Origin of the sequence: Labrys sp. 22185, assembly GCF_052045555.1 — a bacterium.
GTDB lineage: Bacteria > Pseudomonadota > Alphaproteobacteria > Rhizobiales > Labraceae > Labrys > Labrys neptuniae.
The window spans coordinates 104,062-119,574 of the sequence record NZ_JBQEPH010000008.1 but is presented as its reverse complement, the minus strand read 5'-3'; the positions used below and the strand labels follow the sequence as shown (position 1 = coordinate 119,574).

The 15,513-nt window shown below is 63.5% G+C and carries 15 protein-coding genes and 1 tRNA gene; 9 read left to right on the top strand and 7 right to left on the bottom strand.

Annotated features, from left to right (window positions below; translation table 11 throughout):
* The first annotated feature begins 76 nt into the window (after positions 1–76).
* The 3 genes from ACTJKX_RS17405 (at position 77) to gpt (ending at position 2,760) form a co-directional block, all read left to right on the top strand.
* Positions 77–1,207, top strand: coding sequence for an Mrp/NBP35 family ATP-binding protein (locus ACTJKX_RS17405; RefSeq protein WP_440726005.1), 1,131 nt, complete (start codon positions 77–79; stop codon positions 1,205–1,207).
* 52 nt (positions 1,208–1,259) lie between these two features.
* The gene (locus tag ACTJKX_RS17400; RefSeq protein ID WP_440726004.1) at positions 1,260–2,030 is read left to right on the top strand and encodes a competence/damage-inducible protein A; all 771 of its coding nucleotides are present in this window, start codon (positions 1,260–1,262) and stop codon (positions 2,028–2,030) included.
* A 229-nt stretch (positions 2,031–2,259) separates the two neighbouring features.
* The gene (gene gpt / locus ACTJKX_RS17395) at positions 2,260–2,760 is read left to right on the top strand and encodes a xanthine phosphoribosyltransferase (protein ID WP_105862778.1); all 501 of its coding nucleotides are present in this window, start codon (positions 2,260–2,262) and stop codon (positions 2,758–2,760) included.
* 65 nt (positions 2,761–2,825) lie between these two features.
* Here the strand turns inward: gpt and ACTJKX_RS17390 are convergent, their stop codons facing one another.
* Positions 2,826–4,634 carry a glycosyltransferase gene (locus ACTJKX_RS17390; RefSeq protein WP_440726003.1) on the bottom strand — a complete coding sequence of 603 codons (1,809 nt, stop codon included), beginning with the start codon at positions 4,632–4,634 and terminating at the stop codon, positions 2,826–2,828.
* Positions 4,635–4,871: 237 nt separating this feature from the next.
* Between ACTJKX_RS17390 and ACTJKX_RS17385 the strand changes: the two genes are divergently transcribed.
* Entirely contained in the window at positions 4,872–5,594 is a 723-nt protein-coding gene (locus tag ACTJKX_RS17385; protein ID WP_440726002.1) for an outer membrane protein, read from the top strand.
* Between the two features lie 154 nt (positions 5,595–5,748).
* A complete protein-coding gene (locus ACTJKX_RS17380; RefSeq protein ID WP_311938888.1) occupies positions 5,749–5,946 on the top strand; it encodes a hypothetical protein in 198 nt (65 codons plus the stop codon).
* Positions 5,947–5,968: 22 nt separating this feature from the next.
* Here the strand turns inward: ACTJKX_RS17380 and ACTJKX_RS17375 are convergent, their stop codons facing one another.
* Complete coding sequence (locus ACTJKX_RS17375; RefSeq protein WP_440726001.1) at positions 5,969–6,976, bottom strand: cupin domain-containing protein; 1,008 nt, start codon at positions 6,974–6,976, stop codon at positions 5,969–5,971.
* The gene (gene pdxA, locus ACTJKX_RS17370) at positions 6,976–8,046 is read right to left on the bottom strand and encodes a 4-hydroxythreonine-4-phosphate dehydrogenase PdxA (RefSeq protein ID WP_440726000.1); all 1,071 of its coding nucleotides are present in this window, start codon (positions 8,044–8,046) and stop codon (positions 6,976–6,978) included. Before pdxA ends, ACTJKX_RS17375 begins: the two co-directional genes overlap by 1 nt.
* A 74-nt stretch (positions 8,047–8,120) precedes the next feature.
* Between pdxA and ACTJKX_RS17365 the strand changes: the two genes are divergently transcribed.
* Complete coding sequence (locus ACTJKX_RS17365; protein WP_440725999.1) at positions 8,121–8,999, top strand: LysR family transcriptional regulator; 879 nt, start codon at positions 8,121–8,123, stop codon at positions 8,997–8,999.
* 170 nt (positions 9,000–9,169) lie between these two features.
* A complete protein-coding gene (locus ACTJKX_RS17360) occupies positions 9,170–11,050 on the top strand; it encodes a hypothetical protein (RefSeq protein WP_440725998.1) in 1,881 nt (626 codons plus the stop codon).
* Between the two features lie 150 nt (positions 11,051–11,200).
* Here ACTJKX_RS17360 and ACTJKX_RS17355 read toward each other — a convergent pair.
* From ACTJKX_RS17355 to ACTJKX_RS17345, 3 genes are all read right to left on the bottom strand, one after another.
* Positions 11,201–11,286: transfer RNA gene (locus ACTJKX_RS17355), tRNA-Leu, on the bottom strand.
* A gap of 36 nt (positions 11,287–11,322) precedes the next feature.
* On the bottom strand, positions 11,323–12,495 hold the full coding sequence (locus ACTJKX_RS17350; RefSeq protein WP_440725997.1) for an FAD-dependent monooxygenase: 1,173 nt from the start codon (positions 12,493–12,495) through the stop codon (positions 11,323–11,325).
* Positions 12,496–12,502: 7 nt separating this feature from the next.
* Positions 12,503–12,748 carry a zinc-finger domain-containing protein gene (locus tag ACTJKX_RS17345; RefSeq protein ID WP_311938901.1) on the bottom strand — a complete coding sequence of 82 codons (246 nt, stop codon included), beginning with the start codon at positions 12,746–12,748 and terminating at the stop codon, positions 12,503–12,505.
* A gap of 132 nt (positions 12,749–12,880) precedes the next feature.
* On the opposite strand from ACTJKX_RS17345, the gene ACTJKX_RS17340 reads away from it, so the two are divergent.
* Positions 12,881–13,636 carry an alpha/beta fold hydrolase gene (locus ACTJKX_RS17340; RefSeq protein WP_440725996.1) on the top strand — a complete coding sequence of 252 codons (756 nt, stop codon included), beginning with the start codon at positions 12,881–12,883 and terminating at the stop codon, positions 13,634–13,636.
* A 71-nt stretch (positions 13,637–13,707) separates the two neighbouring features.
* Entirely contained in the window at positions 13,708–14,562 is an 855-nt protein-coding gene (gene cysE, locus ACTJKX_RS17335; RefSeq protein WP_311938904.1) for a serine O-acetyltransferase, read from the top strand.
* Between the two features lie 255 nt (positions 14,563–14,817).
* Here cysE and ACTJKX_RS17330 read toward each other — a convergent pair whose 3' ends face one another.
* Positions 14,818–15,465 carry a MarC family protein gene (locus tag ACTJKX_RS17330; protein WP_440725995.1) on the bottom strand — a complete coding sequence of 216 codons (648 nt, stop codon included), beginning with the start codon at positions 15,463–15,465 and terminating at the stop codon, positions 14,818–14,820.
* Between the last annotated feature and the right edge of the window lie 48 nt (positions 15,466–15,513).

The following is a 15,513-nucleotide window of genomic DNA, read 5'->3' as shown; positions in this document are numbered from 1 at the left end:
CCGTAGTCCCCAATTTTGAGGGCAACTTCCGGGGCCGCACTGCTGCAGCCTTCCCTTGCTTCGTGAGGATTTTTCCTTGTCCCTGACGCCAGCCGATGTCATCCGCGCCCTCGAACTCGTCAAGCTGCCGGCAAGCGGCCAATCATTGCCCTCGACCGGCCGGCTGACCGAAATCCGCATCGATGGTTCGAAGGTGATGTTTGCCATTGCCATCGATCCCACCGAGGCGCGGGCCATGGAACCGGTGCGTGCTGCGGCGGAGAGTGCCGTACGCGGCCTTCCCGGCGTCACCAATGTCCTGGTGGGGCTGACGGCCGAGCGGCCGGCCGGCACGGCGCGCCAGGAGCCGCCGGGCCCGCGGGCGCAGGCTGCCGCGCACAATGCGCCGCAGCAGCGGCCGCCCGTGCTGCCCAGCGTGAAGCGCGTCGTCGCCGTCGCCTCCGGCAAAGGCGGAGTCGGCAAGTCGACGACCGCCTGCAACCTCGCCATTGCCCTCGCAGCGCAGGGGCTGAGCGTCGGGCTGCTCGATGCCGATATATTTGGACCATCTGTTCCAAAACTTCTCGGCCTGACCGACAAGCCCGAACAGAATGCCGACAAGAAAATCATCCCGCTCGAAGCCTATGGCGTGAAGGCGATGTCGATCGGCTTCCTGGTCGACCAGGAGACCGCGATGATCTGGCGTGGCGCGATGGTGCAGTCGGCGCTCACCACGCTGCTGCGCGATGTCGTCTGGGGCGAACTCGACGTCATGGTGGTCGACATGCCGCCGGGTACGGGCGATGCGCAACTCACCATGGCGCAGAACACGCCTTTGGCCGGCGCGGTGATCGTCTCGACGCCGCAGGATCTTGCCTTGATCGACGCCCGGCGCGGCGTCGGCATGTTCCAGAAGGTGAACGTGCCGATCCTCGGCATCATCGAGAACATGTCCACCTTCTCCTGCCCCAATTGCGGCCATGTCAGCCATCTCTTCGGCCATGGCGGGGCACGGCGCGAGGCCGAGAAGCTCGGCGTGCCCTTCCTCGGCGAACTGCCTCTGTCCATGGAGGTGCGCGAACGCTCGGATGCCGGCAGGCCGGTGACTGCGACCTTGCCGGACAGTGCCGAGGCCGGCATCTATCGCCGGATCGCGGCGCAGGTCTGGGCCGGTCTGTCGGGGGAGGGTGTTGATCAACGCCAGCCGCCGCGTATTGTCATCGAGTGACGGCCGGCCGCAACCCGCCGGAACCCGACAGCGACATCATTCGGAAATGCCTATGGAAACGCTCTCTGCAAATCCCGAGCAAGCCTCTCCGGTATCCGTGACGGCCGCCATTCTCGTCGTCGGCGACGAGATCTTGTCGGGTCGCACCAAGGACAAGAATATCGGCTACATCACCGAATTCCTCACGGGTGCGGGGGTGGACGTGAAGGAGGTGCGCGTCGTTCCCGACGAGGAGGAGTGTATCGTCGAGGCCGTCAATGCCCTGCGCGTACGCTATGACTATGTGCTGTCGACGGGTGGCATCGGGCCGACCCATGACGACATCACGGCCGATTCCGTCGCCAAGGCCTTCGGGGTCGGCATCGAGATCGACCAGCGCGCCGTCGAGGTGATGACCAGGCACTATGGCGGTGCCGCAAACCTGACGCCGGCCCGCTTGCGCATGGCGCGTATTCCGGATGGGGCCGAGCTCGTCGACAATCCCGTCTCCGCGGCACCCGGCTTCATGCTGGGCAATGTCATCGTGATGGCGGGCGTGCCCAACATCATGCAGCGCATGCTGGACAACGCCATCCTCAGGATGCGTACGGGCGCCATCACGCTGTCCGACAGCGTTTCGCCGGGGCCGGGGATCGGCGAGGGCGCCGTCGCCGAGCCGCTTGCGGCGATCGCGCTGGCTCATCCCGAGGTCTCGATCGGCTCCTATCCCTCCTTCGGCCCGGCCGGCTTCCAGACCCAGCTGGTGATCCGGGGCAAGGATGCCGCCAAGGTCGCTGCCGCCAAGGCCGACATCGAGGCGATGGTCGCCACCATCAAGCGCTGATCACCGATTTTTCCGGGATTGGCTCGTAAAATGGCGTGGAAGGGCGAAAACTGGGCTTGATCCGTTCGATTTCACCGCTATGAAGAGCGACCCGCGAACCCGCAAATTATGGCTCGTCGGATCGGAAACCCGATAAGCCATACTTTGCAGGATTTTTAACATTTGCAAAATTCACCAGCTTCATCCACCCGTGGATGAAGCTGGTGAATTTTTTGCTAGGGACCGGATCATGAACTCGCCGAAGCCCGACAAGGCCTTCCCCGTATCCTGGGATCAGTTCCACCGCGATGCGCGCGCGCTTGCCTGGCGCTTGTCCGGCAGCGGCCCCTTCAATGCCATCGTTTGCATCACGCGCGGCGGCCTCGTCCCCGCTGCGATCATTTCGCGCGAGCTCGGCATCCGCCTGATCGAGACCGTCTGCATCGCCTCCTATCACGACTACAAGACCCAGAGCGGCCTGCAGGTGCTCAAGGACGTCGACGAGAAGCTGGCTGCCAATGGCGGCGAAGGCATCCTGGTGGTCGACGATCTCGTCGACACCGGCTCCACAGCCAAGGTGGTGCGCGACCGCTTGCCCAAGGCGCATTTCGCCACCGTCTACGCCAAGCCGCTCGGCCGCCCGCTGGTCGATACCTTCATCACAGAGGTCAGCCAGGATACCTGGATCTATTTCCCCTGGGACATGGGCCTTGCCTTCCAGCCGCCGATCGCCCAGAGCACCGAGGGCTGACATCGGCGCGCTGAAAGCGCGGCGTTGGTACCAACTCTTCTCGCTCTTCTCGGGATGATATGGCATCAGCCCGGCTGCGCGATGTGCAGCCGTTCCAGTTCCTCCCAGCAATTGCGGATGATCGGCTCCGCGCTCGGGCCGACATGCTCGCGGAAATGGGCCAGCATCTCGTCCATTGGCAGCCCGAGCTCGTCGAAGCCGATCATGTAGTTGCGGATACGGTCGTGCCAGCTGATCGTATAAGGCGCACCCATCGGTCGGTCGAAGCGGTGGATCCAGCGCAGGAAAGGCAGGCATAGGGCGCGCCCGCCAGCCTGGCGGAATTTCTCGTGAATATAGCCTTCCTCGCCGCCAAAGCCGCGGAAGAGTTTGTTGTAACCCGGCCAGGCCGCGCGGCGGCAGGCGTAGAGGCCGAGCCCCTGCATCGGGATGTCGAAGGGCGGCGCCTCCGGATCCCTGCCAGCGGCGTCGAGCGCCCAGGTGCCATACATGCCCCCGGCCCACTCCGCCTTCCAATGGGTGGAAAGGCTCGTGAGGTCGTCGCTGACCAGCGGTCCTTGCAGCAGGTCGTTGCTGCCGGGATGCTGCTCGAAATAGTCGAGCAGCCTGGCCAACGCGCCCGGCACCAGCAGGACGTGGCAATCGAGGCACATAACATGCTCGCCAGCGGCTTCCTGCATCACGAAATCGCGTACGGCGGTGCCGATGCTCTCTGATACCGGAATATAGCGAAACCCGCCCGAACCCTTGGCAAGGCGTCGCAGGGCGTCGCCGCACATCCCGTTCGGATTGTTGTCGACCACCAGGAGTTCGAGATCGTCGGCGACTTCGGGATGATAGAGCCGCAAGGCCTGCAGCGTGAAATAGACCCCGTCATAGTCGTCGAACGTCGCCATGCCGATGCTCAGGCACTTGCGCGGTGCGGCGAGGGCCGGCTTGGGGAAGAACCAGTCGCCGACCGGACGCGCCGTTACCGCCGCCACGGCCTCCAGTTGCTGGCGCGCCTCGGTCTTGTGCTGGTGGACCGCATTCGCCGATGGCAGACCGGCATCGAGCGTGCGGCGCAGGAAGTTGTCGAGCCAGTCGCCGGGCCGGCCGAAGCGGGCCCTGACCACCGGGACCTGCCGGGCGAAATCGGTGAGCCTGGCTTCGGTCGCAGCCGATATGCGCTGGTCGGGATGCTGGGCGAGTTCGAGAAAGAAGCGGCGCCTGTCGGTCGAGATCGTCTGCAGGTCGGGTTCGGCGCCCTCGTGGCGTTGCGGGATGAGGACGAGGGCGCAGGGCCACTCGGCCGCATGCCCCTCCGCCAGGGCCTCCGGCTTGATTACGGCGCCCGCCTGGGTGAGGCTGGCATAGGCATCGATGAAGGCCGGCGAAGACAGGATCCGGGCCGATGCCTGCGCATGCGGCGCGAGGGCGAGCGAGCCCGGCCTCACGGACGCCTCCGCATCCCCGAGGCAGACGAGATCGTCGGCGAGGAACTGGAAGCCCTTGTCGACGAGCCAGGCTGCCAGGCCGGTTTTGCCGCAGCCGGGAGGGCCGGCAATCAGCACCACTTTGCCGTCATAGGCGACCGCCGCGGCACGCAGAACCGGGCGGATGGACGCCGCGGCCACCACGCGGCCGATCTCGTCGAGCAGGGGATGCAGGGCCTCCGGCCAGGACAGATCCTTCCAGACCAGGGCGCCGTCACGATAGATCTCGAGCCGGCCAGAGGCCTGGCGGTAGAGGCGCAAGGTCGCGGGTGGAGCCTCCGGCTGGCCGTCATGGGCGACATGCCAGAAATAGGGCCAGATCTCTTCGTCCAGATCGTCGGGATAGATCAGCGCGAGGTCGATGCCGCAAAGCGTGATCGAGATAGTGCTTTCGCTCATCCCTTCTCCTGTTGCCTCTTCATGGTCGGGATCCACCGCCGTGGCGTGGACGATCCGCATGGCAGGATGCAGAGCACGAGCGGGCGAGGACTTGCAAGCCCTGGCCAAATCCGCCGGCAAGGCAATCATCGATGGCGGTGCTATGATGCCGAATTAATTTTGTCTGTTGCCGATATGTCACCGACTTTTACTTGCCCTGAAAGTATAGCTTGTATCGCATTTTACGAGGGGGATTCGATGCGTACGATTTGCTTCGCCATAGCCGGCCTTTCTGCCTTGCTCTGCTCGACTTCGGTCTATGCCGCCGACCTGGCCGCGCAGGCCGTCGAGCCGGTTGCGCCGGTGGTAACACCTTACAACTGGAGCGGCCCCTATGTGGGTTTGCATGCCGGTTATGGCTGGGGCCGCGAGAATGACGACCAGAGCAAGCTGTTTCCGAATGTGACGCCGACGACCACTGCGGTGGCGGAACTCTTGTCAAGAACCGCAGACAAGTTCGATCTCAGCGGCTTCATCGGCGGCGCCCATGCCGGCTACAACTACCAGATCAACGAGTTCGTCATCGGCGTCGAAGGCGACATCGACTACTCCAACCTGAACGGCAGCGCCCATGCCCTTTACAACGGCAACATTGCGCGCACGCTCAAGCTGAAGACCGAGTGGCAGGGCTCGGCCCGGGCCCGTGTCGGCTATGCCTTCGACAACATCCTGATCTACGCCACCGGCGGCCTGGCCCTGGCCAATGCCAAGCTCTCCACGGCCGGTGCTGATTCCAGCAATACCCATATCGGCTGGACGGTGGGCCTGGGCGCCGAATACGCCTTCACCCAGAACTGGATCGGCCGCCTGGAAGTGCGCTACAGCGACTTCAACAAGAAGAGCTACGCGACGCCCGATGGCCGCGTGAAGGCGGATTGGAACCAGACGACGGTTACGGCCGGTATCAGCTACAAGTTCTGATCAACCGCACTGCGACGGTATGAGAAGCCCGGCTCCGCCGGGCTTTTTCGTCCGGCGCGGCGGAATTTCAAATAAGAACAATTCAAGAACAAAATGCTGGCCAACGCCTGGCTTCCCGGCTAATTTCGCGCTGAGTCGAGGATGGGAGGCAGGGATGGCGATAGATCCGAAAGTGCTCTTTGCGGACGAGGTCGTGCCGGCGACCGCGGAGGAAGCGGCAGCCTTGGACGGCATCATCCGCGACTGCGATGGCGATCCCTACAAGGCGGCGCTGACCTTGTACCGCCTGTTCACCCTGCAGTCCGCGATCGTCGAGGCGAGGGGACGAGCGGAGGAGGGGAGCGCGGACTGAGCATTGCAGTCCGGCGCAGCGTTCAGGCGTGGCTGCGCGGCGGCTCGATCAGCACGATCTGGCATTCGGCGGTCAGCGCCTCCGGACAATGCTCGACCCCATGCGGCACGATGATGAAATCGCCCTCCTCGACGACCTCGTCGCGGTCGCGGAAGCGCATGAGCAGGCGGCCCTTGTGCACCAGCAGGAAGGCGTCCTCCCTGGCGTTGAAATGCCAGCCCGATTCGGCCTCGACCTTGGCGAGCTTGATCTCGATGTCGTTGATCCGCCCGGCAATCCGGGGCGAAGCGGTGTCGGCAAAGGCGCCGAAAGCTGAGGTAAGGCTCTGCTTGTGATAGGGGGAGAGATGGTTGTTGATCTCCGCCACATCCCGCATGATGGCGGCAAGCTGGCCCGCCACATCCTTGCTCTCGGCCGGATAGCGCCCGTCGAGCGCGGCGGTTCCGATGGTGAAGCCCATGCCGCCCGCTTGTTTCACCGCCGCGATCTGGCTGGGCGTCTCGATCGATCCGGCCATGTAGACGGGCTTGGACACCGCGGCGCACACGGCCTGCATCAGCGCCGGCACATCTTCCCTTGAGCGATAGGCCAGCAGGTCGAGGCCGTGTACGCCTTCATGGGCCGCGAGCTTGCGGGCGCTGGCAACGATCTCCTCGATGCTGCCCTCGAGCACGCTGGGATGGCCGCTGATGCGGCCGGGGAAGGGGCAGTAGCGGATCCGGGTGCCTCTTACGATCGCCGACACCTCCTCGACATGCGTGCCGCCAAGCAGGATATCGACACCGATCTCGACAGCGGCCCGGGCCGAGGCCAGTTCGCTGTCGCGATCGAGCGAGACCACTTCGAGATAGGAGGTCGCACCACCCGCCCGGATCATCCGGCTGAGGTCCTTGAGCCGCTCGATCGGCAAGCCGATATCCTTGAAGCCGATATGGCGGATCCCGAGTTTCAGTGCCGTTTGAAGATGCATGTCCGCATCCTCGACAGTCTGGTCGTTGCGGGTGAGCATGAAGATGAAGCGAAGACCCATCAGGAGACCCTCTCTCTTTCAGTATCGGCTTTGGCCGCAATGAGACGCCGGGCATAGGCGATGGCGGTCATGAGGCTTGCAGGATCCGCGATGCCCTGTCCGGCGATGTCGAACGCCGTTCCATGATCGGGGCTGGTGCGGATGAAAGGCAAGCCCAGTGTGATGTTAACGCCCCGATCCAGCCCGAGATATTTGATCGGAATGAGCCCCTGGTCGTGATATTGGGCGACCACCACGTCGAACCGGCCGCGCCGGGCCTGGAAAAACACGGTGTCGCCGGGCCAGGGGCCGCTGGCGTCGATGCCCTCGCGGCGTGCCGCCGCGATGGCCGGCGCGATGATCTCGATCTCCTCGTTGCCGAACAGGCCGCCTTCGCCGGCATGGGGATTGAGGCCGGCGACGGCGATGCGTGGCGCCGGAATGCCGAGCGCCCGCCCGCCTTCATGCGCAAAACGGATCGCCGCCATCTGCGCTGCGAAATCGGCCTGTTCGATGGCAAGGCGCAGCGCGGTATGAATGGTGACGAGAACTGTCCGGATCTCGTCATTGGCCAGCATCATCGCCACCCGCGCGGCCCCGCCATGGGCGGCCAGGATCTCGGTGTGGCCTGGGTAGGACAGGCCCGCTGCCGCCAGCGCTTCCTTGTTGATCGGGGCCGTGACGATGCCTTTCACCGTTCCGGCCTTGGCGGCATCGATGGCCGCTAACAGTGCATCGAAGGCTGCCTTGCCGCAGGCCGGGCTGATCCTGCCGAGCGGCGGAGGTTCGTGGATGTCGCAGGCGTCGACGACATCGATGACATCAGGGTTGAACCGGGCCTTCTCCGGCTCGGCGATGCTGCGAACCCGCAATGCCAGGCCAAGGCGGGCCACGGCATCGGTCATCACGCCGGCGCTGCCATAGACGACGCAGGGGCCGCAGCCCTCGGCAAAGGCCTTGGCGATGATCTCGGGCCCGATGCCGGCGGCATCGCCCATGGTGATGGCAAGCGGCCGGGAGGCTGCAGACGAGCCGATATCCGGCTGCAGTCTGCCGGCCAAGCCGGCGTCTTCGGAGGGAATGGTTTGCATGGCTTGATTATCGAGGAAATCGAGCCCGGAAAAAGCGATAGTTTCTGGCCGGAACCGGTGATACTAGATCACCAATGGATCGCTCCGTCATTCCCTCCCTCGATGATTTGCGCGCCTTCGAGGCCACGGCGCGGCTGGGTTCGGTGCGCCTTGCCGCCGACGCGCTGGCGCTGACGCATGGGGCGGTCAGCCGGCGCATCGCCAAGCTCTCGGAGGAACTGGGCTTCCAACTGTTCGAAAAGAGCGGGCGTGGCCTCAAGCTGACGGCGGCGGGCGAGACGTTGTTCCTGACGGTGAACCGCTTCTTCGGCGAATTGCGCACCACCGTTCAGAGCCTGCGCGCCGCAGCGACGCAGGACGATGCCCTGGTGCTGTCCTGCGAGCCCTCGGTGGCGATGCGCTGGCTGATCCCGCGCCTGGGCGGCTTCCAGGCAGCCCATCCGGCGATCGCCCTGCATCTTTCGGTCGGCGGCGGCTCGATCGATTTCGCGCGCGAGCGCATCGATCTCGCCATCCGCCGCCTTGACTTCGCCATGCCCGAGACCTGGCAGGTCCGGCGCCTGTTCGCCGAAAAGGTCGGACCGGTGATGGTGCCCGACCGCCTCGCCGATTTCGAGGAGGGCGCCTATATCGGCCTCGGCACCAGAACGCGCCCCGACGCCTGGCCGACTTGGCTGGCGCGCCATCCCCACCGGCCGCGCCCGAGGGAGATCCGCTTCTACGACCACCATTTCCTGATGATGGAAGCGGCCTCGGCGGGCCTGGGTGTGGCCCTCGGCCCGCTGGTATTGGCAACCGACGACCTCAAGCGAGGCCGCCTCATCGCGCCCGCCGGTTTCTGGGCCGACGGCACGCATTACGGACTGGTCTGGCCGGGCGAGCGAGAACTGGGCGCGAAAGGCGAGCCGTTGATGGCCTGGCTCGTGGCGGAATGCTTTTCCTCGTTTGGATAGCGATCCTCTCGAGCGGGAACAGGAACGGCGGAACGCTTTCTTTCCGAGACCTTTGGCGCGAGATCCTACAAGATGCACGCTGCCGAATCTGCGGGAACCAGCTGCTTGTGTCGCGTTTCAGCGCGCTACACCACCTTCAACATGGTCACGACATCGAGGGACCGATCATCATGATTCCCTTCATCGCGACGCTCCTCGTTGTTCTATGTGCAGGGCCGGCGTTCGCGCAGATACAATCTGGTGGCGATCAAGTCCTTCAAATGAACCCTGCCAGTGCTTCACGGTGCTCCGGCATTGGGGCCGTTAACAACGCAACGGTAGTCGAAGGCACGCGTCAGGGGTGCCCCGATGTCAAGGGAACATTGAGCGGCTCATCAGGAGCTCTCAAGGCGCGAGAAGTCACAGAGAAGGATCTGGGCGGCTATGGATATGTGGGTGATGGCGTCAGCCGCCCGCTCTCCGGGGTGATGAATCTCAATGGCCGCAATACAGCCGGATGGACTCTCCGGCAATGGCGCGCCGTCTTGCCTGGAGCCCAGGCCCTCACGGACAACATTGATGAAGCGGCCATTGCCTCGGCCATCCAGACTTCCGTGGGCGACGTCATTCTTCGACTCGGTCCTGGAACGATCGCGTTCACCAAGCCTCTGGTCCTTTGCGATAAGGCTGTAATTATCCAGGGGGAGAGTCTGTTATCCTATAATGGCGTCACCAAGATAGTGGTGAAGCATAGCGGCAATGGGATTGAACACTGCGCCGGCGCTTCGCAGCGATCTCGCCTTGAGCTTCGCAATATCGATCTCACCCTGGACACGGCCTATCAGTCCACCACGAGTGCGGCTTGGGCGCTCTATGACAGGAAAGCGAACTGGACCCGTTTGGACAATGTCAGGGTCGTTGGCTTCAACAACTGCCTGAGGTTGACCGATCCTCAAGGTACCATGTTGACGCGCGTCCAGTGCTACAATCCAGATAATGAGCGCAAGAACACCGGCATTGGCTTCTACTACGAGGGAACGGCGTCCTTCGAGAACAAGATCTACGACAGCGGGGTTCAGGCATTCCGCCAGGCATATTATTTGAAGTCGCTCGTGGCGGGAAAGCCCGCAGGAACGGTCGGCCTTGAAGACTTTACCATCCGTAACTCTGGCTGCGGGCATAGCCAGGATTGCATCACGGTGACCTCCGATGATCGCCGATATGGCGGCCTGTTCTTCAAGTTCGAAGACATGTCGGGGGAGGCTATCGGCCAATTCGTCCAGATGCGCGGGGGAACCCACGTCATCGTCCGTGACGGTCTCTGGTTGATCTACCCCAAGCCGTCCACGAGCAACTGGGCAGACAACAAATCCCTTTTCGAGTTCGGTGGCGATGTCGGCGTGTCGGGCCAAGCTGACATCGGCACCACCTCGATTCGCATGGAGAACAACAACATCTATGTTTCGGATGCAGCGGGGGCTACCGTGGAAAGTGTCTTCAGGCTCAACTCCCGCACCAGTGACGTCGTCTTTGCCAACAATCAGATTGGCTTGCCGCACCTTAAGGTCACCAAAGGCTTTTTCTACTTCAGCAACTATCATCACCCGGACTTGGATTTCCAATTCTGGATGAGGCCCAACACGGTCACGGAATATGGGACAAGGTGGCGCTCTCCCGGTGCCCGGTTCGTCCCGCCAGCGAATGCGTACTATACGGAGACGGATCCTGCCGGTGGGTTTCCGATCGAAAGTACGGAACGCACCTATACCTATTACGACATGGAGATTTTCAAGCGTGGCTTGGCGACGACGAGCGCTGCCCTGTGCGGTGCCGGCTCGTCTGTGTCTCCCGGTTCTTCCAACAATTCTGGCACGGTCAATGATGCGGGTCCCCGTGCGGGGCCGGCAACCTGCACAATCAACTTTGCGCAACCTTATTGGAACATGGTCCCACGCTGCATCGTCCAGAGTTCCAACGGGTCAATCCCGGTCACCGTCGTCAGCGTTACCCAGAGCCAGCTAGTCTACAGACGGGCCAATGGTCCCATCAGCGTCACCTATCGCTGCGAATAGATGCAGGGCATCGTCTATGCCGAGCGAATAATTATTGAAGGTCCCAAGCAATAAACGAGACGAGCCAAACGAAAGAGCAATCTATACTCTCTTATTAGCGCGATGACCCTTTGCTTCGCCTCCTGGTTTTTCCTAGCTTGTCGGCTGGGGTGGTGCGGACGGCGGGACTCGAACCCGCACCCGGTTTCCCGAAGCAGATTTTAAGTCTGCTGCGTCTACCATTTCGCCACGTCCGCAGCGCCGGCCTTGCTTAGGGCCGGAATCGTATCGGCTCAAGCCGTTTCTGTCGGCTTCCAGCCATAGAGCCAGTCATAGCGCTCCAGCAGGCGCCGGCCGCCGAGGGCCGAAAGGCCGAGATCGCGGGCGGCGGCGAGGGGCCAGCGCCAGTGATAGCGTTCGCCATTGCTGCGTGCCTCGGCCTGGATCCGGCCGACACGCGGCAGGCGCAGGCGCGACCATTCCTGTATGCGGGCGGGAACATCATTGTCGTCGGCGCCACTGAGTTGGGCAGCCAGTTCGGCCGCGTCCTCGATGGCCGCGGCGCCGCCCTGGGCGATGAAGGGCAGCATGGGATGGGCGGCGTCGCCGATCAGGGCGATGCGGCCGGTGGCGATCCGGCCGTCGGCGCGGCCTTCGAACAGCGGCCAGGTCCGCCATTGTGGCACCATGGCGAGCAGAGCGCGCAGGCGTCCGTCCCAGCCGGCATAATGCGGCAGCAGCGTCTGCAGGGGCTGCGGCGTCGACCAGCCGGGGCCGGCATCCTCGGCCGATGTCACCGCCACGAGATTGAGGGCCTGGCCCGACCGCACGGGGTAATGCACGAAATGCGCATTGTCGCCGAGCCAGAGCCCGGTCATGAGGCCCTGAAACAGGACAGGGACGTCCTGCATCGGGATCACGGCGCGCCAGGCCCGCCTTCCGGCAAAACGCGGCTGTTCGAGGCCGAGCAGGGGCCGCAATTTCGACCACACGCCGTCCGCACCGATCAGCATACGGGCGGAGACATCAGGGGCGCCAGCCGCAAAGGAGAGGATAACCCGCTTCTGGTCCTGGCGGACCGAATGCAGCTCTCGGCTCAGATGCAGCGGGATGCCGCGCTGGCGCACCGCCGCCACCAGTACCGCTTGCAGGTCGGCGCGATGGATGACGCCATAGGGCGCACCCCAGCGTTGGCGGCATTGGCCGAGCGGGATTTGCTGGATCAGGCCGCCGGTGGCGCCCTTGCGGATACGCACCGTATCCATCACCACCATATGCGCCTCGAGCGCGGGGCCGAGGCCAAGGCCGAACAGGACGTTGAGTGCATTGGGCGTGAGCTGGATGCCGGCTCCGGCTTCCTCGAGCGCCGCGGCGCGCTCGTAGATCTCGACGGCAAAGCCGCGCCGGGCCAGGGCCAGGGCGGCCGTCAGCCCGCCGATGCCGGCGCCGGCGATCGCGATATCCATGGCCGGTTCAAGCGGCGTGGGCGTTCACCGTGCAGGCCGCCGGCTCCGACATGCCTTCGGGCAGCTTGGGATCATATTTGAAGAGCGTGGAGCAGTAGGAGCACACCGCCTCGTCATCCGAACCGAGATCGATGAAGATGTGGGGGTGGTCGAACGGCACGCTCGCGCCCTGGCACATGAATTCCTTCGAGCCGACGCGAATGACCTTCAAGCCGAGGTCATTTTGGAAATGGGGAATGGAATGGCCTGCCATCGATCTTCAGTCCGCGATTTGGAGCCCGCGCTGGGACTTGGGCTCCGTCATTTTCTCTCGCGCGGACCATAGCGGTGCCGCACGGGATGCGATAGGGGCTATTGGGAGCAAGAGCAAAGGAAAACCGCGCCGATGCAGCGTTTTGATCATGACGGCGTCGAAATCGCTTATATCGACGAAGGAGAAGGCGAGCCCATCCTTCTCATCCACGGCTTCGGTTCGAATCATCAGGTGAACTGGGTCGACACCGGCTGGGTCGACCTGCTCACCAGGCAGGGCCGGCGGGTGATCGCCTTCGACAATCGCGGCCATGGCGCTTCCTCAAAGCTCTACGATCCGGCCGCCTACCATCCTGCTGCGATGGCAGGCGATGCCGTCGCGCTGCTCGATCATCTGCGCATCGGCTCGGCGGCGGTGATGGGCTATTCCATGGGCGCCCGCATCACGGCCTTCCTCGCGCTCGAGCATCCCCAGCGCGTGGATGCGGTTATATTCGGCGGCCTGGGCGTGCGGCTCGTGCAGGGTGAGGCCCTGCCGCCCACCATCGCGGCAGCCATGGAGGCGCCCTCGCTCGACGACGTGCCGGATGCGATCGGGCGGATGTTCCGTGCCTTTGCCGACAAGAGCGGTGCGGACCGGCGGGCCCTGGCCGCCTGCATCCGTGGCTCGCGGGTCCAGCTCAATCCGGCCGAGGTCGCCAGAATCCTGCAGCCGACCCTGATCGCCGTCGGCACGCGCGACCCGATCGCCGGCTCCGCGCAGGAACTGGCCGCGATGATGCCCAATGCCGCCGTGCTCGACATTCCCAACCGCGATCACAACCCCGCCGTCGGCGACAAGGTCTACAAGCAAGGCGTTTTGGCATTCCTCGCAGAGCAGGGCGTCTAAATGAACATTGGCACTGCCGGCATCACTGCGCTAAAAAGGAAGGAGATACCTTCCATTCAGCGGATAGGCAGATGAATCAGTCGAAGCGCCTGGTTTCCCATGGGCTTGAAATCGTCGACCCGGTCTGGAGCCGCGTACGGGCCGAGGCTGAAGCGGTCACCCATGCCGAGCCGCAGCTTTCCAGCTTCATCTTCGCCAATATCCTGCAGCTCAATTCGCTGGAAAGCGCCGTGGTGCAGCGCATCGCTTCGCGCCTGGATCATTCGGACATGCCGGCGACCCTGATCGCCCAGGCCTATGGCAAGGCACTCGAGGCTGATCCGAGCATCGCCTCGGCCATCCGCGCCGACATTGCGGCAGTGATCGATCGCGACCCGGCCGCCAATCGCTATATCGAGCCGATCCTCTACTTCAAGGGATTCCACGCCCTGCAGACCCATCGCCTGGCTCACTGGCTCTGGAAGTCGGGGCGCAGGGATTTCGCCCTCTACCTGCAGAGCCGTTCCTCGGCCGTGTTCCAGTGCGACATCAATCCGAACGTGCCGATCGGGCGCGGTGTCTTCCTCGACCATGCCACCGGCCTGGTGGTGGGCGAAACGGCGGTGATCGGCGATGACGTCTCCATCCTGCAGGACGTGACGCTGGGCGGCACCGGCAAGGAGTCCGGCGACCGCCATCCCAAGATCGCCCGCGGCGTGATGATCGGGGCGGGTGCCAAGATCCTCGGCAATATCGAGATCGGCCAATGCGCCCGCGTGGCGGCGGGCTCCGTCGTGCTCAAGGCGGTGCCACGCAATACGACCGTGGCGGGCGTTCCGGCCCGCGTGGTCGGGGAGGCGGGCTGCGCCGAGCCGTCGCGCAGCATGGACCAGATCCTGCATGGTCCGCTGCCGGACGACATCTTCTGGCATGACGTCGGGCTCTAGAGCATCGTGCCGAAAAGTGGATGCCGGTTTTTGGCAAAAACGATGCGACAACAATAACCTATAGTACCAGATCCGATTCGAAATCGGGTCTGGTACTGTAGGGTGGGTCATTCGCGACGACAGGCTAAGATGGCCGATCCCGCTCCATTTCTCGAAGGAGTTGAGGATGACGGTTCCCCCTGTTTCGTGCCCTTCGGCTCGTAGAGCCGAGCCGTCATTTCATCGTCGCCTAGATCTGCAGCATTTCCGTGCCTCTCAAGCCAGGCCCGGCAACATCACCTTGGCTCCCTCGATGACCATTTCGACCGCGATCGCAGCAAGTATCATGCCCATGATCCGGGTCATGATGACCCGCACCTTGGCGGAGAGGAGTTCGCCAATCTCGGCGGCGAAGAACAGGACGATGAACAGGGCGAGCAGGACGCTCGCAAGCACGAGGGCAAACGAAGCGTATTGCGCGGCGTTATGGGTTTGCGCTGCGTAGACGATCAGCGTGGCCATGGTGCCCGGTCCCACGACCATCGGAAATGTCATCGGATAGAACGCCAGATCACCGTCCGTATCGCTTTCAGCCGTCCTGTCGGCTTGTTTTTCCTGCTCGCCCCTTTCGTGCGAGGTGACCGGCCTGCCGTTCAGCATGGACAAGGCGATGCCAAGAAGCACCAGGCCACCGGCGACGCGGAAAGAGGCAATGGTGACGCCAAAAAAAGCGATGATGTACCCGCCAAACATTGAAATGACGATGCACATCGCTGCCGTATAGAACAGTATCGTCACCGCCATGCCGCGCTGTTGAGCGACGGGTTTGGTGCTCACCATGCTGAGAAAGATCGGCAGGTTGATAAAGGGATTCATGATGGCGAACAGCGCGCCCAGGAACTTCGCAGCGAAAGTGACGTCCATTTGATCGCAATCCTTCAGGGTTTCAGGCACGTTCTTTAAGCCTATATC